The organism is Streptomyces viridifaciens, from assembly GCF_001888885.2.
GTDB classification, from domain to species: domain Bacteria; phylum Actinomycetota; class Actinomycetes; order Streptomycetales; family Streptomycetaceae; genus Kitasatospora; species Kitasatospora aureofaciens.
Window position 1 is genome coordinate 965,402 of sequence record NZ_CP090841.1, and the last position, 26,963, is coordinate 992,364.

The 26,963-nt window shown below is 68.7% G+C and carries 19 protein-coding genes, 3 rRNA genes, 1 pseudogene and 1 riboswitch; of the genes and pseudogenes, 13 read left to right on the forward strand and 10 right to left on the reverse strand.

All coding sequences use genetic code 11. The features are described 5' to 3' along the window. Positions 1-152 precede the first annotated feature (152 nt). Entirely contained in the window at positions 153-566 is a 414-nt protein-coding gene (locus tag BOQ63_RS11750; RefSeq protein WP_030291205.1) for a thioredoxin family protein, read from the reverse strand. A gap of 208 nt (positions 567-774) precedes the next feature. Here BOQ63_RS11750 and BOQ63_RS11755 point away from each other — a divergent pair, with 208 nt between their 5' ends. From BOQ63_RS11755 to BOQ63_RS11765, 3 genes are all read left to right on the forward strand, one after another. Continuing rightward, a complete protein-coding gene (locus BOQ63_RS11755; protein WP_030291207.1) occupies positions 775-1,200 on the forward strand; it encodes a DUF4395 domain-containing protein in 426 nt (141 codons plus the stop codon). 261 nt (positions 1,201-1,461) lie between these two features. Then, positions 1,462-2,232 carry a lysophospholipid acyltransferase family protein gene (locus BOQ63_RS11760; RefSeq protein ID WP_030291209.1) on the forward strand — a complete coding sequence of 257 codons (771 nt, stop codon included), beginning with the start codon at positions 1,462-1,464 and terminating at the stop codon, positions 2,230-2,232. A 242-nt stretch (positions 2,233-2,474) separates the two neighbouring features. Continuing rightward, complete coding sequence (locus BOQ63_RS11765; RefSeq protein WP_072654200.1) at positions 2,475-3,830, forward strand: TolB family protein; 1,356 nt, start codon at positions 2,475-2,477, stop codon at positions 3,828-3,830. Positions 3,831-3,884: 54 nt separating this feature from the next. Here BOQ63_RS11765 and rrf read toward each other — a convergent pair. The 6 genes from rrf to BOQ63_RS11795 all read right to left on the reverse strand — a co-directional run bounded on the left by rrf (position 3,885) and on the right by BOQ63_RS11795 (position 12,659). Further along, a 5S ribosomal RNA gene (gene rrf, locus BOQ63_RS11770) occupies positions 3,885-4,001 on the reverse strand. 86 nt (positions 4,002-4,087) lie between these two features. Next, positions 4,088-7,208 (reverse strand): 23S ribosomal RNA (locus BOQ63_RS11775). 271 nt (positions 7,209-7,479) lie between these two features. Beyond that, positions 7,480-8,996, reverse strand: a 16S ribosomal RNA gene (locus tag BOQ63_RS11780). Together the 16S, 23S and 5S rRNA genes form the textbook arrangement of a ribosomal RNA operon. A 431-nt stretch (positions 8,997-9,427) precedes the next feature. Beyond that, entirely contained in the window at positions 9,428-10,504 is a 1,077-nt protein-coding gene (locus BOQ63_RS11785; RefSeq protein ID WP_030281354.1) for a threonine aldolase family protein, read from the reverse strand. Beyond that, entirely contained in the window at positions 10,501-11,262 is a 762-nt protein-coding gene (locus BOQ63_RS11790) for an SDR family NAD(P)-dependent oxidoreductase (protein ID WP_030281352.1), read from the reverse strand. Before BOQ63_RS11790 ends, BOQ63_RS11785 begins: the two co-directional genes overlap by 4 nt. Further along, a complete protein-coding gene (locus BOQ63_RS11795; protein ID WP_030281351.1) occupies positions 11,259-12,659 on the reverse strand; it encodes a DUF6421 family protein in 1,401 nt (466 codons plus the stop codon). Before BOQ63_RS11795 ends, BOQ63_RS11790 begins: the two co-directional genes overlap by 4 nt. 527 nt (positions 12,660-13,186) lie before the next feature. Between BOQ63_RS11795 and BOQ63_RS11800 the strand changes: the two genes are divergently transcribed. From BOQ63_RS11800 to BOQ63_RS11820, 5 genes are all read left to right on the forward strand, one after another. Then, positions 13,187-14,080, forward strand: a complete 894-nt coding sequence (locus BOQ63_RS11800) for an ABC transporter substrate-binding protein (RefSeq protein WP_030281349.1) — start codon at positions 13,187-13,189, stop codon at positions 14,078-14,080. A gap of 182 nt (positions 14,081-14,262) precedes the next feature. Continuing rightward, positions 14,263-15,084 carry an amino acid ABC transporter permease gene (locus BOQ63_RS11805; protein WP_072656220.1) on the forward strand — a complete coding sequence of 274 codons (822 nt, stop codon included), beginning with the start codon at positions 14,263-14,265 and terminating at the stop codon, positions 15,082-15,084. Continuing rightward, the gene (locus BOQ63_RS11810) at positions 15,081-15,839 is read left to right on the forward strand and encodes an amino acid ABC transporter ATP-binding protein (RefSeq protein WP_030281345.1); all 759 of its coding nucleotides are present in this window, start codon (positions 15,081-15,083) and stop codon (positions 15,837-15,839) included. The genes BOQ63_RS11805 and BOQ63_RS11810 overlap by 4 nt, the downstream gene beginning before the upstream one ends. A 339-nt stretch (positions 15,840-16,178) precedes the next feature. Next, the gene (locus tag BOQ63_RS11815; RefSeq protein ID WP_030551532.1) at positions 16,179-16,745 is read left to right on the forward strand and encodes a DUF5134 domain-containing protein; all 567 of its coding nucleotides are present in this window, start codon (positions 16,179-16,181) and stop codon (positions 16,743-16,745) included. 226 nt (positions 16,746-16,971) lie between these two features. Continuing rightward, the gene (locus tag BOQ63_RS11820; RefSeq protein ID WP_030281341.1) at positions 16,972-17,919 is read left to right on the forward strand and encodes a M56 family metallopeptidase; all 948 of its coding nucleotides are present in this window, start codon (positions 16,972-16,974) and stop codon (positions 17,917-17,919) included. Between the two features lie 49 nt (positions 17,920-17,968). On the opposite strand, the gene BOQ63_RS11825 is transcribed toward BOQ63_RS11820, so the two are convergent. Then, positions 17,969-18,415 carry a MarR family winged helix-turn-helix transcriptional regulator gene (locus tag BOQ63_RS11825; protein WP_046386823.1) on the reverse strand — a complete coding sequence of 149 codons (447 nt, stop codon included), beginning with the start codon at positions 18,413-18,415 and terminating at the stop codon, positions 17,969-17,971. Between the two features lie 87 nt (positions 18,416-18,502). Here BOQ63_RS11825 and BOQ63_RS11830 point away from each other — a divergent pair, with 87 nt between their 5' ends. Both BOQ63_RS11830 and BOQ63_RS11835 read left to right on the forward strand, forming a co-directional pair. Then, positions 18,503-20,017 carry an MFS transporter gene (locus tag BOQ63_RS11830; RefSeq protein WP_072654201.1) on the forward strand — a complete coding sequence of 505 codons (1,515 nt, stop codon included), beginning with the start codon at positions 18,503-18,505 and terminating at the stop codon, positions 20,015-20,017. Positions 20,018-20,273: 256 nt separating this feature from the next. Further along, positions 20,274-20,852: a TetR/AcrR family transcriptional regulator gene (locus tag BOQ63_RS11835; RefSeq protein ID WP_223885907.1), complete on the forward strand. Its 579-nt coding sequence runs from the start codon at positions 20,274-20,276 to the stop codon at positions 20,850-20,852. A 68-nt stretch (positions 20,853-20,920) separates the two neighbouring features. Here the strand turns inward: BOQ63_RS11835 and BOQ63_RS11840 are convergent, their stop codons facing one another. Then, positions 20,921-21,787 carry a Sco1979 family transcriptional regulator gene (locus BOQ63_RS11840; RefSeq protein WP_072654202.1) on the reverse strand — a complete coding sequence of 289 codons (867 nt, stop codon included), beginning with the start codon at positions 21,785-21,787 and terminating at the stop codon, positions 20,921-20,923. A 418-nt stretch (positions 21,788-22,205) separates the two neighbouring features. Here BOQ63_RS11840 and BOQ63_RS11845 point away from each other — a divergent pair. Then, positions 22,206-22,676, forward strand: a pseudogene (locus BOQ63_RS11845) (ATP-binding protein); the annotation flags it as partial. Positions 22,677-23,115: 439 nt separating this feature from the next. Here BOQ63_RS11845 and BOQ63_RS11850 read toward each other — a convergent pair. Then, on the reverse strand, positions 23,116-23,379 hold the full coding sequence (locus tag BOQ63_RS11850) for a DUF397 domain-containing protein (RefSeq protein WP_030281329.1): 264 nt from the start codon (positions 23,377-23,379) through the stop codon (positions 23,116-23,118). A gap of 559 nt (positions 23,380-23,938) precedes the next feature. Between BOQ63_RS11850 and BOQ63_RS11855 the strand changes: the two genes are divergently transcribed. Then, entirely contained in the window at positions 23,939-24,889 is a 951-nt protein-coding gene (locus BOQ63_RS11855; protein ID WP_063737802.1) for a sirohydrochlorin chelatase family protein, read from the forward strand. 461 nt (positions 24,890-25,350) lie between these two features. Further along, positions 25,351-25,513, forward strand: a riboswitch (cyclic di-AMP (ydaO/yuaA leader). Positions 25,514-25,520: 7 nt separating this feature from the next. After that, complete coding sequence (locus tag BOQ63_RS11860; protein ID WP_150475819.1) at positions 25,521-26,792, forward strand: transglycosylase family protein; 1,272 nt, start codon at positions 25,521-25,523, stop codon at positions 26,790-26,792. Positions 26,793-26,963: the final 171 nt, after the last annotated feature.

Sequence of the window (26,963 nt, forward strand, 5' to 3'; positions counted from 1 at the left end):
GCCGCCTGCGCCCATCCTGCCCCAGCCAGGGGCCGGCTCCACCTCGCGGGGCGGCGCCGACCGCAGATGACAGATATCAGCAAACAGATTTCATCATCTGTTCGCTGACATCTGTCATCTGTTCGCTGTCACTTGTTACTCGGCACCCGCCATCAGACCGCCTGACCCAGCGCCGCGATCACATCCGCCTTGCGCGGCATCCCGGCCGCCCGGCGCACCACCCGGCCCGCCGCGTCCAGCACCAGCACGGTCGGCGTCCGCAGGACCTCCAGCCGACGGACCAGCTCCAGCTGAGCCTCGGCATCCAGCTCGACGTGCTCCACCCCGTCGACCATCCCCGCGACCTCCGCGAGCACCCTCCGGGTGGCCCGGCAGGGCTGGCAGAACGCAGTGGAGAACTGCACCAGGGTCGCCCGCTCACCGAGCGGCCCGCCCAGGTCCGCCTCCGACAGTCGTACCGTCCCGTCCTTGGTGCGCACCCTCAGCCTTCCGTCGCGCCCGGCCCTCAACAGCCCGAACGTGGTCGCCATCGCCAACACGACAACGCACACCACGAGTCCGGTCATCCCTCCAGTCTGCGTCAGCGCGTGCGGGCTCCGAAAGGAAGGTCGACCCGCCGACCCCGGGCCCGTACGATCGGCAGGTGGACTCCGACCCCCTCTCCCCACCGCTGCTGACCGTCCGTCGCGCCGTCGACCCGGATCCGATCGCCACCGCCGGCCGTCGCTGACGCGCCCCGCCGCAGCCGTCCGCCGCGACCCTCCCGGAGCCCCCGTGCAGACCGACCCCCGCGGTCCCCGCTTCGCCGCCGCACTCACCGCAGTGGTGCTGGCCGCCGTCCTCATCACCGGCAGCGGGTTACTGCTGGCCGCCCAGACCCTCGTGTTCGTACTCGGCGCGGTGGGCGGCCCCCGCGTCTCCCCGTACAGCTGGCTGTTCCACGTCTTCATCGCGCCGCACCTGACACCGCCCACCGAGACCCAGGACGAGCGGCCGCTGCGCTTCACCCAGGGCGGCGGGGCCGTGTTCGCCGCCGTGGGCACCCTCGGCTACCTCACCGGGGTGACCTGGCTCGGCCTGCTGTCCACCGGCTTCGCCCTGGCGGCCGCGTTCCTGAACGCAGTCTTCGGCTACTGCCTGGGCTGCGAGATCTATCCGATCGTCCGACGCGCCCAGGGCCGACTGGGCGCGGGCGCCTGACGCCACCCCCGGTACCACCGCCGACACCACCCGCCCGGGAAACGAGGCGGAACGGAAAGGTTCCCGACCGAACTCATCACGGAGATCACACCGTGAATATTCGCTTGACCGCACCCCTCAGGTGACAGCAGGCACTCGTTCGGGGGATCATCTCCGTGTATCACCCGTGACCGCCGCGGCGTGCCGTGCTCCGGTCGGCTCCCACGCACGGCGCGGGTACCCGCCGTACCGGGCCCCGGCCCGTGGAAGTCAGGACTGACCGTGGCAGAGTTCGTCTACCCGCCGGTGATCGGCGCCGCACTCACCGCCTTCCGCGCACTCGACGTGCGGATAAAGATCATCGGTGCCGAGCACATCCCCGCCACCGGCGGAGCGGTGCTGGTCAGCAACCACATCAGCTACCTGGACTTCCTCTTCGCCGGCCTCGGCGCCTACCGCGGCGGCAAGCGCAAGACACGCTTCATGGCCAAGGACGACGTCTTCCGGCACCGCATCTCCGGTCCACTGATGCGCGGCATGAAGCACATCCCCGTCGACCGCACCGACGGCCAGCCCGCCTACGAGGCCGCCGTGCGCGCCCTCAAGGCCGGCGAGGTCGTCGGGGTCTTCCCCGAGGCGACCATCAGCCGCTCGTTCATGCTGAAGAAGTTCAAGACCGGCGCCGCCCGGATGGCCGCCGACTCCGGCGCCCCGCTGCTGCCCGTCGTCCTCTGGGGCACTCAGCAACTCTGGACCAAGGGCCGCCCGAAGACCCTCACCAAGCGCCACATCCCGGTGACCATCATGATCGGCGAGCCGATCCACCTGGGCCCGAACGACAAGCCCGTCATGGTCACCAGAAAGCTGCGCGCCGCCATGACCGAGATGCTCGACCGGGCCCAGCGCGAGTACCCCGGCAAGCCCTCCGGCCCGGACGACACCTGGTGGCTGCCCGCGCAGCTCGGCGGCACCGCGCCCACCCTGGAGGTCGCCGAGGCCGAGGACGAGGCGGAGGCCCTCGCCAAGGCCGAGCGCCGCGCCGCCCGGGGCTGACCCGCCCCGCACTGCCGAGCACTTCCGCGACCACCCCCGCAAAGACTTCCGAGCGCCCGTCCGATCCGTCCACTCCTTGTGACCGAGCAGACGCATTCCGTTGCGTGTCGCCCGGCCTCCGATGTTCCCGTCTGGCACAGTGACAGCTCCTCCAGGGGCCGTCCCCTGGATTCGTCCTGGGTCCCTCCCGCCATCGGAGCCGGGGCACAACGTCGGAGCGGTCGGAAAGGTCGGAGACGGAGATGACGCGGAGCACCGGTACACGGCAGCCCCTCACGAGCAAGGCCCGCACCCGCGCAACCGCCGGTGCGGGCCTCCTGCTCGTAGGCGCCCTGATCACCGGTTGCGGGGCCGAGCCCGGCGAGATCCCGCTCTCCGAGATCCGCCCGGAGTCCCCCACCGCCACCCCCACACCCAGCCAGTCAGCCACCCCGGACGCCGTCGGCGCCGCAGCCGCGGAGGCACACAACGGACTGATCGTCAGCCGGGCCTACACCGACGCCACGCGCACCACCAGCGCCATCGTCACCGTCGGCCCCGACGGTACCAGCCAGCGCCAGGTCACCCAGCCGCCCGCGCGCGCCCGTGACGACCGCCCCGACTGGTCCCCCGACGGCAGCGCCATCGCCTTCGACCGCACCGACCCGCAGACCGGCACCGCCCGCCTCTGGACAGTCTCCACCAGCGGTGAGAACGCGCACCAGATCAGCCAACTCTGCGACGCCGCCGGCGGCGGCGCCGACTGCGCCAACGAGGACGAACGCGCCCCCGCCTTCTCCCCCGACGGCAAGCAGCTCGCCTTCAGCCGTTCCTGGGGCGCCCTCGACGAGGCCCACAACAAGCAGATCCAGTACTCGGACCTCTACCTGATGAGCCCCGACGGCACCAACGTCCAGCGGCTCACCTTCCTGACCAACGACAAGCCCTACTCCGGTGCCGTCAGCAACCCCAGCTGGTCGCCCGACGGCAAGCAGCTCACCTTCGAGTACCGCACCAGCGCCACCGGACAGCCCGCCAACAGCCGCGCCATCTACGTCGTCGGTGTCGACGGCACCGGACTCCGCCAGCTCACCCCATGGGAGCTGCGCGCCGGCGAGCGCGCGGACTGGTCCCCCGACGGCACCCAGATCCTCTTCACCACCTACCCGGCCGGCGCCGACAACGCACCCGGCGGCGGCATCTACACCGTCCACCCCGACGGCACCGCGATCGGCGCCCTCACCCCCGCCCCCTCAACGGCCTTCTACGGCAGCGCGGCCTACGCGCCGGACGGCAAGTCCATCGTCTTCACCCAGGCCGCCGCGGGCTCCGGCACCGATCTCTACAGCATGCGACCGGACGGTACGGGCATGACCCGGCTCACCAACAGCGCGGACAAGTGGCTCAGCCGCCCGGCCTGGGGAACGGCGGCCGTACCGGCCCAAGCCACCCAGTCCGAGGCCCCGTCAGCTACACCCTCTGCTGCACAGTCAGCGTCCGCCTCAGTGGCCCTGTCCGCGGCCCCGTCACCATCGGCCGGGCTGACGCCGGCCCAGGCGCCGGGACAGCCGAAGCCCGATGACAACGAGCTGCCGGACGGCGAAGACGACGACAACTGAGCTGAAATGCGAAAAGCCCCTGATCCAAAGGATCAGGGGCTTTTCTGAATGATTGTTCGGCGGCGTCCTACTCTCCCACAGGGTCCCCCCTGCAGTACCATCGGCGCTGTGAGGCTTAGCTTCCGGGTTCGGAATGTAACCGGGCGTTTCCCTCACGCTATGACCACCGAAACACTATGAAACTGTCAACCGCACCAACCCACGCCTTACGGGGTCGGGGTCGTTGTTTCAGAACAACACAGTGGACGCGAGCAACTGAGGACAAGCCCTCGGCCTATTAGTACCGGTCAACTCCACCCCTCACAGGGCTTCCATATCCGGCCTATCAACCCAGTCGTCTACTGGGAGCCTTACCCTCTCAAGGAGGTGGGAGTGCTCATCTCGAAGCAGGCTTCCCGCTTAGATGCTTTCAGCGGTTATCCCTCCCGAACGTAGCCAACCAGCCATGCCCTTGGCAGAACAACTGGCACACCAGAGGTTCGTCCGTCCCGGTCCTCTCGTACTAGGGACAGCCCTTCTCAACACTCCTACGCGCACAGCGGATAGGGACCGAACTGTCTCACGACGTTCTAAACCCAGCTCGCGTACCGCTTTAATGGGCGAACAGCCCAACCCTTGGGACCTACTCCAGCCCCAGGATGCGACGAGCCGACATCGAGGTGCCAAACCATCCCGTCGATATGGACTCTTGGGGAAGATCAGCCTGTTATCCCCGGGGTACCTTTTATCCGTTGAGCGACGGCGCTTCCACAAGCCACCGCCGGATCACTAGTCCCTACTTTCGTACCTGCTCGACCCGTCAGTCTCACAGTCAAGCTCCCTTGTGCACTTACACTCAACACCTGATTGCCAACCAGGCTGAGGGAACCTTTGGGCGCCTCCGTTACCCTTTAGGAGGCAACCGCCCCAGTTAAACTACCCACCAGACACTGTCCCTGATCCGGATCACGGACCCAGGTTAGACATCCAGCACGACCAGAGTGGTATTTCAACGGCGACTCCACAACAACTGGCGTTGCTGCTTCAAAGTCTCCCACCTATCCTACACAAGCCGAACCGGACACCAATATCAAGCTATAGTAAAGGTCCCGGGGTCTTTCCGTCCTGCTGCGCGAAACGAGCATCTTTACTCGTAATGCAATTTCACCGGGCCTATGGTTGAGACAGTCGAGAAGTCGTTACGCCATTCGTGCAGGTCGGAACTTACCCGACAAGGAATTTCGCTACCTTAGGATGGTTATAGTTACCACCGCCGTTTACTGGCGCTTAAGTTCTCAGCTTCGCCCCACCGAAGTGGAGCTAACCGGTCCCCTTAACGTTCCAGCACCGGGCAGGCGTCAGTCCGTATACATCGCCTTACGGCTTCGCACGGACCTGTGTTTTTAGTAAACAGTCGCTTCTCGCTGGTCTCTGCGGCCACCCCCAGCTCAAGGCGCAAGGCCCGTCACCAGGAATGGCCCCCCTTCTCCCGAAGTTACGGGGGCATTTTGCCGAGTTCCTTAACCATAGTTCACCCGAACGCCTCGGTATTCTCTACCTGACCACCTGAGTCGGTTTGGGGTACGGGCCGCCATGAAACTCGCTAGAGGCTTTTCTCGACAGCATAGGATCATCCACTTCACCACAATCGGCTCGGCATCAGGTCTCAGACTATATGTGAGGCGGATTTGCCTACCCCACGTCCTACACCCTTACCCCGGGACAACCACCGCCCGGGCTGGACTACCTTCCTGCGTCACCCCATCGCTCACCTACTACCCCGTTGGGCCACCGGCTCCACCACTTCCCTTTGCCCGAAGGCTCCGGGACGGCTTCACGGGCTTAGCATCAGAAGGTTCAGCGTTGGCGCTTCAAAGCGGGTACGGGAATATCAACCCGTTGTCCATCGACTACGCCTGTCGGCCTCGCCTTAGGTCCCGACTTACCCTGGGCAGATCAGCTTGACCCAGGAACCCTTGGTCAATCGGCGCAAGAGTTTCCCACTCTTGTATCGCTACTCATGCCTGCATTCTCACTCGTATACCGTCCACGACTCGATTCCTCGGCCGCTTCACCCGGCACACGACGCTCCCCTACCCATCACAGCAGGCGTTGGCCCTATTCGCTGCAATGACACGACTTCGGTGATGTGCTTGAGCCCCGCTACATTGTCGGCGCGGAATCACTTGACCAGTGAGCTATTACGCACTCTTTCAAGGGTGGCTGCTTCTAAGCCAACCTCCTGGTTGTCTCTGCGACTCCACATCCTTTCCCACTTAGCACACGCTTAGGGACCTTAGTCGGTGTTCTGGGCTGTTTCCCTCTCGACCATGGAGCTTATCCCCCACAGTCTCACTGCCACGCTCTCACTTACCGGCATTCGGAGTTTGGCTAAGGTCAGTAACCCGGTAAGGCCCATCGCCTATCCAGTGCTCTACCTCCGGCAAGAAACACGTGACGCTGCACCTAAATGCATTTCGGGGAGAACCAGCTATCACGGAGTTTGATTGGCCTTTCACCCCTAACCACAGGTCATCCCCCAGGTTTTCAACCCTGGTGGGTTCGGTCCTCCACACGGTCTTACCCGCGCTTCAACCTGCCCATGGCTAGATCACTCCGCTTCGGGTCTTGGGCATGCAACTCAAACGCCCTATTCGGACTCGCTTTCGCTACGGCTACCCCACACGGGTTAACCTCGCTACACACCGCAAACTCGCAGGCTCATTCTTCAAAAGGCACGCAGTCACGGCCAGCCGGTAAACCGACTGACGACGCTCCCACGGCTTGTAGGCACACGGTTTCAGGTACTATTTCACTCCGCTCCCGCGGTACTTTTCACCATTCCCTCACGGTACTATCCGCTATCGGTCACCAGGGAATATTTAGGCTTAGCGGGTGGTCCCGCCAGATTCACACGGGATTTCTCGGGCCCCGTGCTACTTGGGTGTTCTTCAAGCGAGCCGTACAGATTTCGTCTACGGGGGTCTTACCCTCTACGCCGGACCTTTCGCATGTCCTTCGACTACCCATACGGTTTCTGACTCGCCGACCGGCCGGCAGACCGATCAAGAAAAAACCCACGACCCCCCGAGCGCAACCCCTGCCGGGTCTCACACGCTCAAGGTTTAGCCTCATCCAGTTTCGCTCGCCACTACTCCCGGAATCACGGTTGTTTTCTCTTCCTGCGGGTACTGAGATGTTTCACTTCCCCGCGTTCCCTCCACACTGCCTATGTGTTCAGCAGCGGGTGACAGCCCATGACGACTGCCGGGTTTCCCCATTCGGACACCCCCGGATCAAAGCTCGGTTGACAGCTCCCCGGGGCCTATCGCGGCCTCCCACGTCCTTCATCGGTTCCTGGTGCCAAGGCATCCACCGTGCGCCCTTAAAAACTTGGCCACAGATGCTCGCGTCCACTGTGCAGTTCTCAAACAACGACCAGTCACACACCCTCAACAATCCCGAAGGACCATCTCAAGTGAGGCCGGCATCCTTGAGGCAACTTCCGTTCCCTCAGGACCCAACAACGTGCCCGACACAGTCAATCCCAGAACGCGTTCCACGCCGAAGCAGTACTAGCCCCTGGTCTCTTCCTGTGCCGAATAGTCAACGTTCCACCCATGAGCAACCGTGCAGAACATTCGCCTGCAAGCGGCCATGTGCTCCTTAGAAAGGAGGTGATCCAGCCGCACCTTCCGGTACGGCTACCTTGTTACGACTTCGTCCCAATCGCTGGTCCCACCTTCGACGGCTCCATCCCTTACGGGTTAGGCCACCGGCTTCGGGTGTTACCGACTTTCGTGACGTGACGGGCGGTGTGTACAAGGCCCGGGAACGTATTCACCGCAGCATGCTGATCTGCGATTACTAGCAACTCCAACTTCATGGGGTCGAGTTGCAGACCCCAATCCGAACTGAGGCCGGCTTTTTGGGATTCGCTCCGCCTCACGGCATCGCAGCCCTTTGTACCGACCATTGTAGCACGTGTGCAGCCCAAGACATAAGGGGCATGATGATTTGACGTCGTCCCCACCTTCCTCCGAGTTGACCCCGGCAGTCTCCTGTGAGTCCCCGACATTACTCGCTGGCAACACAGAACAAGGGTTGCGCTCGTTGCGGGACTTAACCCAACATCTCACGACACGAGCTGACGACAACCATGCACCACCTGTATACCGACCACAAGGGGGCACCTGTCTCCAGGTGTTTCCGGCATATGTCAAGCCTTGGTAAGGTTCTTCGCGTTGCGTCGAATTAAGCCACATGCTCCGCTGCTTGTGCGGGCCCCCGTCAATTCCTTTGAGTTTTAGCCTTGCGGCCGTACTCCCCAGGCGGGGAACTTAATGCGTTAGCTGCGGCACCGACGACGTGGAATGTCGCCAACACCTAGTTCCCAACGTTTACGGCGTGGACTACCAGGGTATCTAATCCTGTTCGCTCCCCACGCTTTCGCTCCTCAGCGTCAGTAATGGCCCAGAGATCCGCCTTCGCCACCGGTGTTCCTCCTGATATCTGCGCATTTCACCGCTACACCAGGAATTCCGATCTCCCCTACCACACTCTAGCCTGCCCGTATCGAATGCAGACCCGGGGTTAAGCCCCGGGCTTTCACATCCGACGCGACAGGCCGCCTACGAGCTCTTTACGCCCAATAATTCCGGACAACGCTCGCACCCTACGTATTACCGCGGCTGCTGGCACGTAGTTAGCCGGTGCTTCTTCTGCAGGTACCGTCACTTGCGCTTCTTCCCTGCTGAAAGAGGTTTACAACCCGAAGGCCGTCATCCCTCACGCGGCGTCGCTGCATCAGGCTTTCGCCCATTGTGCAATATTCCCCACTGCTGCCTCCCGTAGGAGTCTGGGCCGTGTCTCAGTCCCAGTGTGGCCGGTCGCCCTCTCAGGCCGGCTACCCGTCGTCGCCTTGGTAGGCCATTACCCCACCAACAAGCTGATAGGCCGCGGGCTCATCCTGCACCGCCGGAGCTTTCCACCAACCCCCATGCGGAGGAAGGTCATATCCGGTATTAGACCCCGTTTCCAGGGCTTGTCCCAGAGTGCAGGGCAGATTGCCCACGTGTTACTCACCCGTTCGCCACTGATCCACCCCGAAGGGCTTCACCGTTCGACTTGCATGTGTTAAGCACGCCGCCAGCGTTCGTCCTGAGCCAGGATCAAACTCTCCGTGAATGTTTACCCGTAATCGGGTCCACACCCGCGTTGAGCGGCACGGCAACCACCGGAATAGGGTGATCCCGCGCACTGCGTCCTCGCTAGTGTTTGTTTTCAAAAGGAATCTCCAACCCCGATCGCAATGACCGAGGCCGGGGATGTCAACATATCTGGCGTTGACTTTTGGCACGCTGTTGAGTTCTCAAGGAACGGACGCTTCCTTCGGACCGCCTTCCAGCGAGCCCTCCGGGCGCTTCGTTCTTTCGTGTTTCCAGCTTATCAGATGTTTTCCGCTCCGTTTTCCGGAGTTTCATTCATCGGATTCGCTTTTCCGCTTTGGCACCCCGGTCTCCCGCGGCGACTCCGGAACTGTACGGGTACCGACCCGCCACATGCAAATCGTCCCGCCCTGCTGGCGCAGGACGGGACGATCGGCTGGTGGAACAGCGTCAGGCGCGGCCCATCTCCTCGGCGATGGCCGCCGCGAAGGCGTCGATGTCGGCCTCCGTGGTGTCGTACGAACACATCCAGCGCACCTCACCGGTGTGCTCGTTCCAGAAGTAGAAGCGGTAACGCTTCTGCAGCCGCTCGCTCACCTCGCGCGGGAGGATCGCGAACACCGCGTTGGCCTGGACCGGGCGGACGACCTCGACGCCGTCGATCTTCCGGACCGCCGCCTCCAGCCGGCTGGCCATCGCGTTGGCGTGGCCGGCGTTGCGCAGGTAGAGGTCCCCCGCGAGCAGGGCCTCGAACTGGACGGAGACGAAGCGCATCTTCGACGCGAGCTGCATCGAGGTCTTGCGCAGGTACTTGATGTTGCGCACCCGCTCCGGGTTGAGCACCACCACGACCTCGCCGAGCAGCAGGCCGTTCTTCGTGCCGCCGAAGGACAGCACGTCGACGCCGAGGTCCGTCGTGAAGGCCCGCATCGGCTGGCCGAGCGAGGCGGCCGCGTTCGCCAGTCGCGAGCCGTCCATGTGGACCAGCATGCCGAGCTGGTGAGCGTGATCGACGACCGCGCGGATCTCGTCGATCGTGTAGAGGGTGCCGAGCTCGGTGCTCTGGGTGATGGAGACCGCGAGCGGCTGCGCGCGGTGCTCGTCACCGAAGCCGAAGGCCTGGCGGTCGAGCAGCTCGGGGGTGAGCTTGCCGTCCGGGGTGGAGACGGTGTGCAGCTTGATGCCGCCCATCTTCTCCGGGGCGCCGCCCTCGTCCACGTGGATGTGGGCGGTGTCGGCGCAGACCACGGCGCCCCAGCGGGGCAGCAGCGCCTGGAGGGCGACCACGTTGGCGCCGGTGCCGTTGAACACCGGGTAGGCCTCGGCCTTGTCGCCGAAGTGGCGGCGGAAGACGTCCTGGAGGTGCGCCGTGTAGTCGTCCTCGCCGTAGGAGATCTGGTGGCCTCCGTTGGCCAGGGTGATCGCGGCGAGGACCTCGGGGTGCACGCCGGCGTAGTTGTCGCTGGCGAAGCCGCGGACGGCGGGGTCGTGCCGCCGTACCGCGTCCGTACGGGTGAGGTCGGTCATCGGGCTGTCAGCCACAGGTGCTGTCCGTTCAGTTCTGCTGCGGGGCGGTCCCAGAGGTCCGCCAGGTGTCCGGCGAGGTCGGCGGTGTCGGTGAAGCCGGCGAACTTCGCCTCCGGCTTCTCGGCCCGCATCTCGGGGCTGACCAGCGCCTTGATGACCAGGATCGCAGCCGCCGCCGTGGGCTCGCCGTCCGGGGAGGTGGTCTCCTTCTTGAAGGAGTCGGCCATGGCGAGGGTCCAGGCCTCGGTGGCGGCCTTGGCGGCCGCGTAGGCGGCGCCGCCGGCGGTGGGCTTGTGCGCGGCCGAGGCGGAGACCATGGCGTAGCGGCCGGCCGGGCTGCGGACCAGCGCGGGCTGGAAGGCCAGCGAGGTGTGCTGGAGGGTGCGCACGACAGTGTCGTGCAGGAAGTCCCAGTCGTCCAGGCGGGTGTCGAAGAAGGTCTTGCTGCCGCGCCAGCCGCCGACCAGGTGGAACAGGCCGTCGACGTGGCCGTGCTCCGCCTCCAGGTGGTCGGCCCAGTCGTGGACCTCCTGCGGGTCGAGCAGGTCGATCACCTGGCCGCTCACCTTGGCTCCGCGCACCGCGACGCGGGTGGCGTCCAGGGCGGACTCCAGGCGCTGGGCGTCGATGTCGGCGCCGATCACGGTCGCGCCGTCGGCGGTGAGGCGGCGCAGCACCGCCTGGCCGGCCGGGCCGCTGGCTCCGGCGACGGCGATGACCTTGCCGGCCAGCTTGGTGGAGGGGGTGGTGGTGGTCACGCGGCGACTCCCTGGATACCGGCGCCGGTGATGCCGGCGGTGGCGGCGATGACGCCGCGGAGCTTCTTGGACAGGGCCTCGTAGAACATGCTCAGCGGGAACTCGTCCGGGAGCACGGCGTCGCACAGCGCCTTGTTCAGGGCCTTGCCGTCGGTGATGTCGAGCGGGAGTGCCTCCGGGCCCTTGGCCCAGGTGGAGGCCGGGTGCGGGGTGAGGTAGCGGGAGACCAGCTCGTAGGCGGCGATCCAGTGAGCCGGCTTGGGCCGGTCGATGCCGTCGCGGTACAGGGTCTCGATCTCGCCGCAGAGCGCGTTGGTGACCTGCGGGGCGCGGTCCCAGTCGATGGTCAGGCGGTTGTCGCGCCAGCGCAGGGCGTCGTGCTTGTGCAGGTACGCGAAGAGCAGCTGGCCGCCGAGGCCGTCGTAGTTGCGGACGCGGTCGCCGCTGACCGGGAACCGGAACAGGCGGTCGAAGAGGATCGCGTACTGGACGTCGCGGGCGTGCGGGTTGCCCTCGGCCTCCAGCTTCACCGCCTCCTTGAAGGTGGTGAGGTCGCAGCGGAGCTCCTCCAGGCCGTACATCCAGAACGGGCTGCGCTGCTTGATCATGAAGGGGTCGAACGGCAGGTCGCCGTGGCTGTGGGTGCGGTCGTGGACGAGGTCCCACAGGACGAAGGTCTCCTGCGCGCGGTGCTGGTCCTTGAGCAGGCCCTCGGCGTCGGCCGGGATCTCCAGGCCGAGCTGGTCGATGGCGCTGGTGGAGACCGCGCGGAAGCGGGCGGCCTCGCGGTCGCAGAAGATGCCGCCCCAGGTGAAACGTTCCGGCGCCTTGCGCACGGCGACCGTCTCGGGGAAGAGGACGGCGGAGTTGGTGTCGTAGCCGGCCGTGAAGTCCGTGAAGGTGATCGGCACGAACATCGGGTTGTCGAAGCGGGTGCGCTCCAGCTCGTCCAGCCACTCGGGCCACACCACGCTCAGCAGGACCGCTTCGAGGTTGCGGTCCGGGTTGCCGTTCTGGGTGTACATCGGGAAGACGACCAGGTGCTCCAGACCGTCCTCCCGCTGCTCGGCGGGCTGGAAGGCGAGCAGGGAGTCCAGGAAGTCGGGCTCGCGGTAGCCGGTGTCGGCCCACTTGGCGAGGTCTGCGTCGACGGCGGCCAGGTAGGCGGCGTCGTGCGGGAAGTTCGGGGCGAGCTCCTCGACGGAGGCCCGGACGGTGGCGACCAGCGGGTCGACGGTCTGCCGCTGGACGGCGGACAGGTCGATCGAGCCGTCCTTGGACTGCAGCGGGCGCAGCGTCTCGACGGCCTCCTTCAGGCGCAGCCAAGCCGGGTGGGCGGCGAGGGTCGAGACCGGGGCGTCGGCCGCCGCTGCGAGCCTTGGCGAAAGATTCTGCATCGTGGACTCACTTCGACAGGAGTTATTTCAACGAGGACACCATAAGTACGAAAGGTTCTCCCGTTCAAGGGGGTCTGGACCGACAAACATCCGGCGTGCCGCCGTTCCGGCCCCAAAACCTGCGTCGGAACAGCGCTTGTCCGACATGTGGACGGTGTCCTGGATGCTCTGGACAGATGCGCGGGTCTGATGCGAACCTCCCCGCATGCTCCCGACGGTGATCACGGTGGCCGAGCGCCACGACAGCCCGCTCCGGGTGCCCTCCCGTCAGCAGGCCTGTTGTCGTTGCCGCTGCCGCCCGCACGTCCGCTGTCGCCGCTGTCGTTGACCCGGCCGCGGCTCACCGGCTGCCGCTGATCCGGCTCGGGGCGCCGCGGACGCGGGCCCGTACGCCGACCATGCCGTGTGTGTTCCGGCGCCGCCACCGGGGGAAGTGACCCGCCGGGAAGCGGCCCGTCCGGCCCGTGCCGTCGCCGCCTGCCCGGCCCCTCCCCGTTACCCGTCCGGCCCTTCCCTGGAGTCCTGCCATGAGCCTGCGCAAGCCGTCCGCCGTCCTGCCCCTCGCCGCGCTGGTGGTGGCCGCCGCCGCGCTCACGGGGTGCGCGCCGCAGGACGCCAAGTCCGACGGGGCCGCCGCGTCCGGCGCCTCGGGGTCGGCCCGTACCGCGGCGGGCTGCGCGCCGGGCGCACTGGCCACGCGGACCGCCGGAAAGCTGACCATCGGCACCGACAAGCCGGCGTACGACCCGTGGTTCTCCGGAGACGAGCCGGCGAACGGCAAGGGCTTCGAGTCGGCGGTGGCGTACGCCGTGGCGGAGAAGCTGGGATACCCGAAGGACAAGGTCGGCTGGGTGGTCGCGCCGTTCGGCAAGGCCACCGCGCCGGGGGCCAAGGACTTCGACTTCGACATCAACCAGGTGTCCATCAGCGACGAGCGCCGGCAGGCAGTGGACTTCTCCTCCGGTTACTACTCCGTGCGCCAGGCCGTCATCGCGCTGAAGGGCTCCAAGGCCGCGGGTGCGAAGAGCATCGCCGACCTCAAGGACGCCAAGCTCGGCGCGCAGATCGGCAGCACGAGCCTGGACACCATCACCAACACCATCAAGCCCAGCGGACAGCCGGCCGTGTTCGACTCCAACGACCTGGCGAAGGCTGCGCTGAAGAACGGTCAGGTCGAGGCGCTCGTGGTCGACCTGCCGACGGCCTTCTACATCACCGGCGCCGAGGTGCCGGAGGCTCAGGTGGTGGGGCAGTTCGAATCGGCCGCGCAGGGCGAGCAGTTCGGCCTGGTGCTGGACAAGGGCTCCCGGCTGACGTCGTGCGTGTCCGGGGCGGTGGACGCGCTGCGCGCGGACGGGACGCTGGAGAAGCTGGAGAAGCAGTGGCTGTCGGACGCCGTCTCGGCACCGGTGCTGAAGTGACCGGGGAGGCGGGCGCGGCCGGGCCGGTCGAGGTCGCGAAGGAGCCGGTGGGGCCGGAGGGGTCGGAGGGGCCGGAGGGCCCGAAGCGCGCGAAGGACCCGACGGGGGCGACCGAGCCCACGGGGGTAGAGGCCTTCGCGACTCGGGCGGAGCAGGACGGGTACCGCCCGTCCGAGCGGCGGTTGGCACACGAGGCGTACCGGCGCTCCCGCGCCCGCCGCTCGGCGCTGATCGCCACCGCCTCGACCGTGCTGACGGCGGTCGCGCTGTACCTGCTGGTCGTCAACTCCCCCGGCTGGGAGGTGACCCGGCGGACCTTCTTCAACCTGGACTACGCCCGCCAGGCACTGCCCGAGGTTCTGCGGGGGCTGCGGCTCAACCTGGAGCTGATGCTCGGCTGCGGGGTGCTGATCCTGGTGTTCGGGCTGCTGCTCGCGGTACTGCGGACGCTGCGCGGGCCGGTGTTCCTGCCGGTGCGGCTGCTGGCCACCGCCTACGTGGACTTCTTCCTCGGGCTGCCGATGATCATCTGCCTGCTGGTGATGATCACCGGGGTGCCGGCGCTGCGGCTCACCGGGGTGACCACCGATCCGCTGCTGCTCGGCGGGGCGGCGCTGGTGCTGACGTACTCGGCGTACGTGTCGGAGGTGTTCCGCTCGGGCATCGAGTCGGTGCACCCGAGCCAGCGGGCGGCGGCGCGGTCGCTGGGGCTGACCAACGCCCAGGCGATGAGGTACGTGGTGCTGCCGCAGGCGGTCCGGCGGGTGGTGCCGCCGCTGATCAACAACCTGGTGAGCCTGCAGAAGGACACCGGGCTCGTCTCGATCGGCGGCGCGATCGACGCGGTGTACGCGGCGAAGATCATCGCGGCGCACTCCTTCAACTTCACGCCGTACCTGCTGGCGGGGCTGGTGTTCATCGTGCTGACCATTCCGCTGACCCGGTTCGCCGACTGGCTGACCGGGCGGATGAACCGTCGGCAGCTGCAGGGAGGTGCGGTGTGAGCGGGACCGACGTGCTCCGGCTGGAGTCGGTGCGCAAGACCTTCGGCAGCCAGGTGGTGCTGCGCGACGTGGACCTCGCCGTGCCCGAGCACTCGGTGACGGCGCTGATCGGGGCGTCCGGCTCCGGGAAGTCCACGCTGATGCGGTGCGTCAACCTGCTGGAGGGGATCGACGACGGGGCGATCTTCCTGGACGGCTCGGAGATCACCGACCCGCGCGCGGACGTGGACGCCGTGCGGCGCCGGATCGGGGTGGTGTTCCAGTCGTACAACCTGTTCCCGCACATGACGGTGCTGGAGAACATCACGCTCGCGCCGCGCCGGGTGCACGGCGTCGGACGGGCGGAGGCCGAGGCCAGGGCGCTGGAACTGTTGGACCGGCTCGGGCTGGCGGCCAAGGCCAAGGAGTACCCGGACCGGCTCTCCGGCGGGCAACAGCAGCGCGTCGCCATCGTGCGCGCGCTGGCGACCGGGCCCCGCCTGCTGCTGCTCGACGAGATCACGGCGGCGCTCGACCCGGTGCTGGTCGGGGAGGTGCTGATGGTCGTGCGGGACCTCAAGGAGCAGGGGATGACGATGGTCCTCTCCACCCATGAGATGGGCTTCGCCCGCGAGGTCGCCGACCGGGTCTGCTTCCTGGACGGCGGGGTGGTGCTCGAACAGGGACCGCCGGAGCAGGTCTTCGGCGATCCGCAGGAGGAGCGGACCCGGCAGTTCCTCAGCCGGGTCGTGGCCTCCGGGCGGCTCCAGGGCTGAGCGGCGTCCCCTGTTCTCGATTGACCGCTCACGATGCACGGCTCACGCTCACGGCTCACGGCTCACAGCTCACCGGCGGGTGGTGCGAGGTGGGCCGCACCACGGCGGTCACCACTGTGCGCCCCTGCACGCGCCCTGGCCGCGGCAGGGGCGTAGCGGTGATCGTGGAGGGGACGATCGTCGCCGTGGCGGAGGGACGACGGGGGAACGGAGGACGGCGCACAGCTGACAGCTGACGGATGACAGATTTCAATTTCTGTTCTCTGTTATCTGTCATCTGTCTTCTGTCAGCTGTTAGCCGCCCGTCGTTCGCCGCCCGCCACCCCCGGGAGGCCGCCGTTGCACGGACCCACCCTGGTCAACTGGCTCCTCGCCCTCCTCACCGCCACCGCCGGCGCCTACTGCCTGACCCGCCTGCGGCATGCCCCCTGCGCCACCGCCGCCCCGGGCACCGGCCCGACCAACCCGCCACTTGCCCGTGAATCGGACGCCGCGGAAGCCCTGATGGGGCTCGGCATGGCGGCGATGGCCGTCACCGGCGCCACCGTCCCGGCCGCCGTCTGGGCCTGTCTGTTCGGCCTCCCGGCCGCCGCCTTCCTGCTCGCCGCCCTGCACGCGCCCGCCGGCCGGGCGCACCGGCTGCACCACGCGGTCGGCGCGCTCGCCATGACGTACATGGCCCTCGCGATGACCGCCTCCCCCGGCGGACACCACCACGCCACCGCCCTCGGCACCCCTCTACTGACGGGTACCCTGCTGCTCTACTTCGGCGGCTACTCCCTGTGGGCCGGTGCCCGGCTGCTGCGGACCCCGGCCGGCACCCTCGTGCTCGGCACCACCGGTCTGCCCCGGGCCTGCCGACTGACCATGGGCATCGGCATGTTCGCCATGCTCCTGACGATGTAGCCCCTCCGGTACGAGCCCCGCCCGCACCCCCGCTACGCCCACGCCCGCACCCCACCCCGGCCACTCCCCCACGACCACCGAAGCCCCGCCGGGGCCCACCAAAGCCCGCTCCCCCGCGTGGCGTTGGTCACTGGCCGGTCGAAAGCCGTTCCACCGGACGCCGCCAGCGCATAGGTTGGCAGGGAGCGCGTTGTCGCGTTCCGTGCGTACTCGGGGAGCCCATGCGATGACTGCCCTGATCGGCCTGCTGCTGCTCGGCCTGCTGCTCTCCACCGTGGTGCCCCGGCTGCTGGCCCGGGCCCGCTGGGTGGAGCGCGAACCGGTACTGGCCCTGCTGGTGTGGCAGTGCATCGTGGTGGCCGTCCTGCTGTGCTGCGCACTGGGCCTGCTCCTCGCCGCCTCCGCCGCCGAGCCCGAGCTGCGCGCCTGGGTGTTCTCCGGCGCCCCGCACGGCGTGGAGGACGCCTACGGTCTCCAGGACGCCGAGGGCTGGGGCCGGCTGTGCGCCGCGGTCCTGGCGGCGGGCGCGCTCCAGACGGTGCGGGCACTCACCCGCGAGGTCCGTACGGCCAAGGCCCTGCGCAACCGCCGGCACGCCCAACTGGCGACCCGGGCGCCCGAGTTGCCCGAGGCGATCGAGTCCGCCCGGAGCCGCCGGGAGCGGCTGGTGGTGCTGGAGAACGTCCGCCCCGAGGCCTGGTCGCTGCCCGGCCCGAACTCCCGTCTGGTGGTCACCACCGGCGCCCTCCAGCAGCTCACCGACCGGGAGTTGGCGGCCGTGCTGAGCCACGAGCGAGGACACGTCCGGGCCCGGCACCACTGGCTCCAGCAGTTCGCCCAGGCACTCGCCTCCGGTTTTCCCGGCATCGGCGTCTTCCGCGCCTTCCGGGACCAGGTGGCGGAGCTGGTCGAGCTGGCCGCCGACGACCGGGCCGCCCGCCGACACGGCCGGCACACCACCGCCCTCGCGCTGGCTGAACTCAACCTGGACCGCGGGGTGTTCGGCTCCTGTCCGCCCGGCCTGGCGCAGTCCCCGAAGCGGGTGGACCGACTGCTCGCGGGGCGCCCCCGGCTGTCCGTCCCGCAGCGGCTGCGACTCACCGCCGTCGCCCTGGCCGCACCCGTCGGGGCCGTCCTGCTGGCCGTCGCCCCGGGGCTCCACTCGCTCCTCTGACGAATGTCACGGTTCAACCAGCAACAGCGGCATAGCGGTTGAGCCGAAGTCAGCCGCTCGCCGGATCCCCGCAGAGCGGAGCGAACCGCCCGCCGAGCGTCAGCCCGAGCACCGCACGGTGGAGCGGCCGGGCCTGCTCGTAGCGCTCCCGCCCGGCCTCGGTCAGGGCGATCATGATCCCCCGCCGGTCGCTCGGACACATCTCCCGGGTCACCAGTCCGGCCTTCTCCAGGCGGGCGATCAGCCGGGACAGCGCGCTCTGGCTCAGATGGACGATGGATGCCAGCTCGCTCGCCCGCAGGGCGTGCCGGGCCTCGGCCTCACACCCCTCCACCAGCCGTTCCAGCACCTCGAACTCGCTCATGCCCAGCCCGTACTTCTCGCCGAGCTCACGGTCGAGCGCGCAGACGGCCGCGGCATGGCGGGCCAGCAGCTCGCGCCATTCCGCGATGAGACCGGCCTCCGCCGAGGCTTCGAGGGAGTCGAGTTCAGCCACGCCGCCAGACTAGCACGTGCATCGTAAACTTATGCGTTCACATCTTATTCATGTGCATTGAATGCGCGTGCATGTACTCTCCTTCCCATGACCACCGCGACCGTCACGTCACCCGACGCCCCGTCAATCAGCGGCCTGCACTGGACACCCCGCCTCCGGGGCACCCTCGTCGTGCTCTGCGCCGCCATGTTCCTGGACGCCCTGGACGTCTCGATGGTGGGCGTGGCCCTCCCCTCCATCGGCTCCGAACTGCACCTCTCGACCTCCACCCTGCAGTGGGTGGTCTCCGGCTACGTGCTCGGCTACGGCGGCCTGCTGCTGCTCGGCGGACGCGCCGCCGACCTGCTCGGCCGCCGCCGGGTCTTCCTGGTCGCCCTCAGCGCCTTCGCCGCCGCCTCGCTGGTCGGCGGCCTGGTCGACGACGGCGGCCTGCTGATCGCGGCCCGCTTCCTCAAGGGCGTCGGCGCCGCCTTCACCGCCCCGGCCGGTCTGTCCATCATCACCACGACCTTCGCCGAGGGCCCCGCCCGCAACCGGGCGCTGTCGATCTACACCACCTGCGGCGCCAGCGGCTTCTCGCTCGGACTGGTGCTCAGTGGCCTGCTCACCTCGGTCGGCTGGCGCTGGACCTTCCTGATGCCCGTCCCGGTCGCGCTGCTCGCCGTGGTGCTCGCCGTGCGCCTGCTCCCCCGCCCGGTCGAGGAGCCCGCCGAGGGCGGCTACGACGTGCTCGGCGCGATCACCGGCACCGCGACCGTCCTGCTCCTGGTGTTCACCGTGACCGAGGCCCAGGGCGCCGGCTGGCTGAGCCTGCGCACCCTCGGTTCGCTGGTCGTGGTCGCCGCGCTGGCCGCCGCGTTCCTGCTGGTCGAGAGCCGAACCGCCCACCCGCTGGTCCGGCTCGGCATCTTCCGCAAGGGCTCGGTGGCGCGGGCCAACGTGGTCGCCTTCACGATGACCGGCGCGTACGGCGGCTTCCAGTTCGTCGTCACGCTCTACCTGCAGCACCTGCTCGGCTGGTCGGCCCTGCAGATGGCCCTCGGACTGCTGCCGGCCGGCGCCTTCATCGCCCTGTCCGCGCCGTTCATGGGCCCGATCGTGGACCGCTTCGGCACCGCCCGGCTGCTGCCGGTCGGCCTACTGGCCCTGGCCGGCGCCTTCGCCCTGTTCCTGCGCCTGGACGAGCACAGCTCGTACCCGGTCCTGGTGCTGCCGTCGATGCTGCTGCTCGGCGTGGGCTTCGCCCTGGCCTTCCCCTCGGTGAACATCGCCGCCACCGACGGAGTGGCCGACGAGGAGCAGGGACTGGCCTCCGGTCTGGTGAACACCGCGATCCAGGTCGGCACGGCCGTGGTGCTGGCCGGGGCGACGGCGATGATCACCGCCGGGAGTGCGGGCGGCGACAGTGCCCGAGCCCAGTTGGACGGCTACCGGCCGGCCCTGGTCCTGGTCACCGCGGTCGCACTGGTCGGGCTGCTCGTGGCCTCGGTGGGTGCCCTGGTGGACCGCCGCCGGAGTTCAGCTCCCATGTCGGTGCCGGATTATGATTATCCGTCTGCCGGGTCGCCCGTGGCCCGGACCGAAGTCCTGACCGAGCACTGACCCACTGGCCCCCACCCACGGTCGACCCCTGACCGCCGGGTACCGGTGCCGGCTCCACCAAACCCCCGTGTTGGTGGAGCCGGCCGTCTCTGTACGGGCCGCCCGGGCGGCGCCCGCAAGGGCACGGTTCCACGGTGCGGCTGCCGGCTCCGCAAGTATATTGGCCCGGAGCCAACGAACGTTCGGAGCAGTCACGATGGCACCTCGCGGGGATTCGGTCAATGAGGAGATGCGGCAACGCTCCCGTCGCCGCATCATGCGAGCCACCATCGATCTCGTTGACCAGCGCGGTTACGCGGGCACCACGCTGACCGACATCGCCGAGCGGGCCGGACTCGCCCGCGGCCTGCTCTCGTACTACTTCGACGGCAAACGACTGCTGATGCAGTCCGCCACGCACCGGATGATGCACCAGGCGCTCTCCGGCGCACTGGCCGAACTGCCGCCGGGCGCCTCCCCCGAGGCCAGGCTGGCCCGCGCGATCGACACCGTCCTCGGCCTGGCCATGGACCACCCCCGGGTGATGCGCTCCCACCTGGCGCTGATCCTCGACCCGGACACCGGCGCCTTCGTCCAGGACCCGGAGCAGCAGCAGGTCGGCGCGATCCTGCAGGGCCTGCTGGAGGACTGGGGCGCGCCGGATCCGGTCGCCGAGCACGGGGTGCTGCGCAGTGCGCTGATGGGCGGCTGCATCGGGGTGCTGCTGCCGGGCGCGGAGGTCCCGTTGGCGCCGATCCGGGCCGACCTGTTCGGCCGCTACGGCCTCGCCTGGGAGTTGGGCCGCCCGCCGCAGCCGCTGCCGCCGGAACGCGAACGGCCGCCGACCCGCGGTTGACGGCGGGTCGGCCGGCCTTCGAAGGACGATCTGCTACCGAACGTCTCCCGGGCCCCGCCCGGGGTCGCTCAGCGCTCCTTCAGGATCGAGGCGAGCAGGTCTATCCTGCGCTCGGGCGTGAGGCTGTCCACGCAGAGCCGCTCCATGACCTGGACGTATGCGTCGACATCGTCCCGCTTGTCCAGGTAGAGCGCGCTGGTGAGCTGCTCCAGGTAGACCACGTCCGCGAGGTCCTGCTCCGGGAAGCGCAGGATCGTGAACGCCCCGGACTCGCCGGCGTGCGCGCCGAAGCGGAACGGCATGACCTGGATGACCACGTTGGCCTGCTCGGCGACGTCGATCAGGTACTGCACCTGACCGCGCATCACCTTGGGACCGCCGACCGGCCGGCGCAGCGCCGCCTCGTCGATGACCGCCCACAGCCGCGGGCTGGCGCCCTCGGTCAGCAGCTTCTGGCGGCGCAGGCGGAGGCTGACCCGCCGCTCGACCTCCTCCTCGCTGATGACCGGCCGACTCTGGCCGAAAACCGCCCGCGCGTACTCCTCGGACTGCAGCAGTCCGGGGATGAACTGCACCTCGTAGGTGCGGATCAGCTGGGCGGCCTCCTCCAGACCGACGTATGTCTGGAACCAGCCCGGCAGCACGTCGTTGAAACTGTGCCACCAGCCGGACTTGTTGGCCTCGCGGACCAGGCCGAGCAGGGCCTCCCGCTCCAGGCCGTCGTCGACGCCGTAGAGGCTGAGCAGGTCCGCGACGTCGCGCTCCTTGAAGCTGACCCGGCCGAGCTCCATGCGACTGATCTTGGACTCGGACGCGCGGATCGCGTAGCCCGCGTCCTCACGGGTGATCCCGCGCGCCTCGCGCAGGCGGCGCAGCTGCGAGCCGAGGAGGATCCGGCGGACCATCGAGCCGCCGCCCGGCTGAACTGTGGTCATGCGGTCGAAACCTCCACCTAGGGCAAACAGCGCACAGTCTGCCATCAGTTGAGCGCTCACGGTGCCGATACTGACGGATGTTCCTATCAGTTCTGCACTCCGCACACCAGGATGCACGTGCATCCGGCGCTTGCATATGCCAATAGTGCGACTGCACGTGAATCGACTCTTGCATCTGCAGTGAGCGCACACCACCATGGTGCACGTGCACCTGCACATCCCTGGCAATCCCGCGGGCTCCGCGTCGACCCCACGCGCGACTCCGTGCACCGGCCCGACGGCGTCCCCCGCGTCATCGGGCGTTCGAGTGCGCGCGCGCGTGGTCGAGGGGGCGGCCGAGCGGCCGAGCGAGTCGGAGGTGACCGGCATGACCCCGGCGGGTCCAGCCGTGTCCGCCCCCTTATGGGAGGAGCTCTTCATGAGCACCGGTACGGCTTTGGCGGTTGACCCCCTTGTGGTCACCTGTACGCTCGCTCCTCGCTTCGAAGCCGTGAGAACCGCGCGCGACTTCGCCCGGACCGCTCTTCAGCGCTGGTGCCTGATGGAGCTGTTCGACGACGTCGCGCTGGTGGCCTCGGAACTCGTGACCAACGCGCTCCGGCATGCGGTCGGCGCACGGCCCGACCCGTCGGGCGGCGCCCCGGGCGAGTACGACTTTCCCACACAACCGTCCCCGGAGGGACGGCTGCCGATCCGAATAAGCCTGGTGCACCGCGCGCCCCAGGTGGTCTGCGCGGTGAGCGACCCGAGCAGCACCGGCCCGGTGGCTCGGGAGGCGGACTTCGTCGCCGAGTCCGGCCGCGGACTGCACCTGGTGGAGTCGTTCAGCCGCTCCTGGGGCTGGCATCCGTTGGGCAGCGGCAAGGTGGTCTGGGCCGTGTTCGAGGCGGAGCCGGCCGGCGCCAGCAGGCTCGACGGCGGCAGGCTCGACGGCAGTGGGCTCGACGGCCACGCGTTGGACGGGCTGGGCGGACGAGTCGAAATCGGTGGACGGCACCGGCGCTCGGCCTAGCGCCACACGGCGCACGGCCGACCGCGGGACGACCCGGGTGGACCACGCCCCGAGCTCTTCAGCCAGGCCCCCGTGCCGGACCGGACCGCAGCCCCGGCACCGGTTACCCGCACCGGCAACTCCGGCCTCGCCGACAGCTCCGGCTCCGGAGACGGCGGGCCGCCCGCAGGAGCGTCCCCGGCACCCCCGGCGGCCCTCGCCGCACGGTCCACCACGGGACCGGACGGAACGGGGAGGGGAACACGGCCGGACAAAGACAAAGGCCGTCGTGGTGTCAGCACCCACGACGGCCCCCCGATGGTGGAGCAGCGGCCGGTCAGACCGCCAGGTGATCGAACTCCCCGTCCTTGGCCCCCAGCAGCAGGGCGGCGATCTCCGCCCGGGTGTAGATGAGCGCCGGGCCGTCCGGGAAGCGCGAGTTGCGCATCGCGACGTCGCCGCCCGGCAGGGCCGCGAACTCGACGCAGTTGCCCTGGGAGTTGCTGTGCCGGCTCTTCTGCCAGACCACCCCCCTGAGGTCGGCGGCGGCCATCCCGTTGTATGTGTGGTTCGAGCCGTGCGTGTTCTGCGAGTCGTGCATAGAAGTCTCCCGAAGAGCTCCGGAGTTGTCGTCCAGCGCGGCGCCCCCGGCACCCGCCGAATGAACGGACCGGCCCCGTACCGGCCCGGCACAACGCCTCACTTGACGCGATGATAGCTGCAGTGCACGTGCATCAGCACGGGACATTGCAGGTGCACGGTGCCTTTTGTCGGTCGCGCCGAACTCTTCACGGACCCTTCTCCTGACGGTACGTAAACGGACATAGCCGATGGAATCGTCGGCTCTTCCATAACCGGCCGTGAGCGGCCCCCCGCTAAATGTTGATCTTCGAATGCCGGGAGTCGCACCGCTGTGACCCTCCGTCAGGCCACCTCACGGCTGTGAGACATCTCACGCGCCCCGGATGCAACGCGCCGCCCCTCGGGACGCGTCAGGGCAACTGTGTGCGCCCGCGGGGGCACTGCGCGAGGAATGTCCGGATTGTAGGCAAATCGCCCAGACCGGTGCGGCGGCGACACGGCCTCCGCACCACGACCACCCGAAACCCGTACGGCAGCCGACTGCAGGCCCGACGGGCCGATGTCCTACGATCTCCGGCATGAGCACCGCAGCCATCCCGGGCGCGCCACTGCCCGTCCGCACTCCAGGCTCCCGTGCGCGGGGGCGCCACCGCCGCCCCGAGCGCCCCGAGATCCGCACCGGCTCGCCGGCCCTGGTGCTCGCCGTTCCCGCGACCGCGGGGCCCGAGTCCCGTTCGGTCGTCGAGGAGCTGCTGTCGATCGTCCGCAGCGAACACGCCGGCGTCCAGGCCGCGGTCGGCTACCTCCCGGCCGACGGCGCCGAGGACGGCGGATCCGAGGACCGCACCGTGGCGGAGCTGCTGGCGGCCGCCGCCGAGGCCGGACTGCCGACGCCCGTCGTGGTGCCGCTGGTGCCCGGTCCGCACGACTTCCTGACCGGGCTTCACGCCCTCGCCGCGGAGTACGGCGCGACCGTCACCGACGCGCTGGGCCCGCACCCGCTGCTCGCCGAGGCCGTCCACGTGCGACTGTCCGAGGCCGGACTGGCCCGGGCCGACCGGGCCCGGCTGTTCGCCATCGCGACCGCCGCCGACGGCGTCGTGCTGACCACCGTCGGTGGTGAGGACGCGGCCGCCGCGGCGGGCATCACCGGCGTGCTGCTGGCGGCCCGGCTGGCCGTGCCGGTCGTCGCCGCGGCGCTCGACGTGCCCGGCTCCGTCGCCGGGGCCGTCAACCACCTCAAGGAGACCGGCTCCCAGCGCCCGGCGCTGGCCCCGCTCGTCATCGGCCCGGAGGCGGACTCCGAGCTGCTCGCCACGGCCGCCGAGGAGACCGGCTGCCCGTCGGCGGCGCCGCTGGGCGCGTACCCGACGGTCGGCCAGCTGATCGCCTCCACCTACCTCGCCGCGCTGCCGACGCCGTCGGCGGAGGAGCTGGCCGAGGCCGAGGCGGAGGCCGCCGCCACCGTGGGGGCCGGCGAGGGCTCCCGACGCGCCCACGCGGCCACTGAGGGGCCCGTGGAGGACTGACGGGCCCACCCACCACCTGTCGCGCCCACCCACACCACCGAAGGACCCGGAACGACTGTGTTCCGGGTCCTTCGCGCTTGTTCGGATTGCCCCGCTGGGGCGTTAAGCGGCCATTGCCAGCAATGTCCGTTCTGGTGCAATTTGTCGATGAATAGTCGGCGCATCGAGGGGCGCTCGAATTCCCGGCACCCCCCGATCCGACGGGCACGCCCCCCTCCCGCTCCAACGCTCCGTCACATCACTCCTGAGGCGTAGCCAGTTTTCGGAATTCCTCGCGGGATTGCCGATGAACGATCATTTCCGATCATGAAATGCGAGTCATTCGGCCCTTTTCCGCAAACCGTGATGCGCATCACAGATATTTGCAGTTTGAACTTAAGTCTGCTTAACGTGCTCCCCGTTCGTGACCACACGGACCCAGTTCATCCGCGACGCCGAGTCCTGCCGTCGGATGTCCTGGCAGCGCGAAAACGCATCACGGCAGGAGCGGGGGAACCACAGGTAAGTCGCCCCGGACCGCTTCCCGGAAACGGTCCTGGGCTAGGGGTGAAGCCGTGCCACAGCGCGGCCGGGCAACTCCAGCCCGAATCCGACAGCTCACCTCGCAGGCGTGGGAGAGGACCGCGTCTTCATGCTGCCTTCCAACGGCAACCGCCTGTCCAGCCGTACCCGTCGCGTGATCGCCGCCCTCGGCGTCGCGGGCGTCGGCCTCACCGTTCCCTGCCTCACCACCGGCACCGCCAACGCCGCCTCCGTCGCCACCTGGGACAAGGTCGCCCAGTGCGAGAGCGGCGGCAACTGGAGCATCAACACCGGCAACGGCTTCTACGGCGGCCTGCAGTTCACCTCCAGCACCTGGGCCGCCTTCGGCGGCACCTCCTTCGCCCCGCAGGCCAACCTCGCCACCAAGGACCAGCAGATCGCCGTCGCCGAGAAGGTCCTCGCCTCCCAGGGCCCCGGCGCCTGGCCGGTCTGTTCGGTCCAGGCCGGTCTGACCCAGGGCGGCGCCGCGGCCGCCGTCGACACCTCGACGGCCGCCAAGCCCGCCGCCAAGCCGGCCCCGAGCCAGGCCCCGGCCGCGAAGCCCGCCGTGCCGTCCGCGCCCGCCCAGGCCTCCGGTGACTCCGCCTCGGCCTCCGCCGCCAAGTCCGCCACCAGCGGCTGGGCGAAGCAGCGTCCGGCGCAGACCCAGGCCGGCGACTACACCGTCGTCGAGGGCGACTGGCTGTCCTCGATCGCCGAGAAGCACAACGTCCAGGGCGGCTGGCAGCACCTGTACGAGCTCAACCGCGGCACCCTCACCGAGGGCCCGGACACCATCTACCCGGGCCAGCAGCTGACCCTGGGTGACGGCACCCCTGCCCAGGCCGACCGGTCCTCCACCGCCACCAAGTCCGGCTCGGACTTCACCTGGTTCGACCGCTCGCAGAAGTCCGGCCAGGCCTCGAACGGCGGTGCCGTGAACGCCAAGCCGACCGCCCGGACCACGGCCCCCGCCTCGAAGCCGGCCGCCCAGGCGCAGACCAAGGCCCCGGCCGCCACCGGCAGCATGGCCGCCGCCGTCTCCTTCGCCGAGTCGAAGGTCGGCCAGGCGTACGTCTACGGCGGCACCGGCAACGGCGGTTGGGACTGCTCCGGCCTGACCCAGGCCGCGCTGCGCGCCGCGGGCATCAACGTCCCGCGGGTCGCCGCCGACCAGGCCGCCGCCAGCACCCACGTGTCGCTGGACAGCCTGCAGCCGGGCGACCTGCTCTTCTGGTCGAACAACGGTCAGAACTCCGGCGTCTACCACGTCGCCATCTACGTCGGCGGCGGCCAGTACGTCGAGGCCGCCAACCCGAGCGTGGGCGTCCGCCTCCAGACCATCGCCAACTGGGCCCCGGACTTCGCCGGCCGGGTCTGAGCGCCGCGAACACCGAACAGACGGCAGATGACGGCTGACGGCTGACGGCTGACGGCTGACCGCCCCGGGGAGAGTCCGAGCGCTCCTCCCCGGGGCTTCGGCGTACCCGCGCGATCGACGCGATGCTGCTCTCCGCGGCCAAGAACCCCCGGACGCCGCCGAACTGGTACC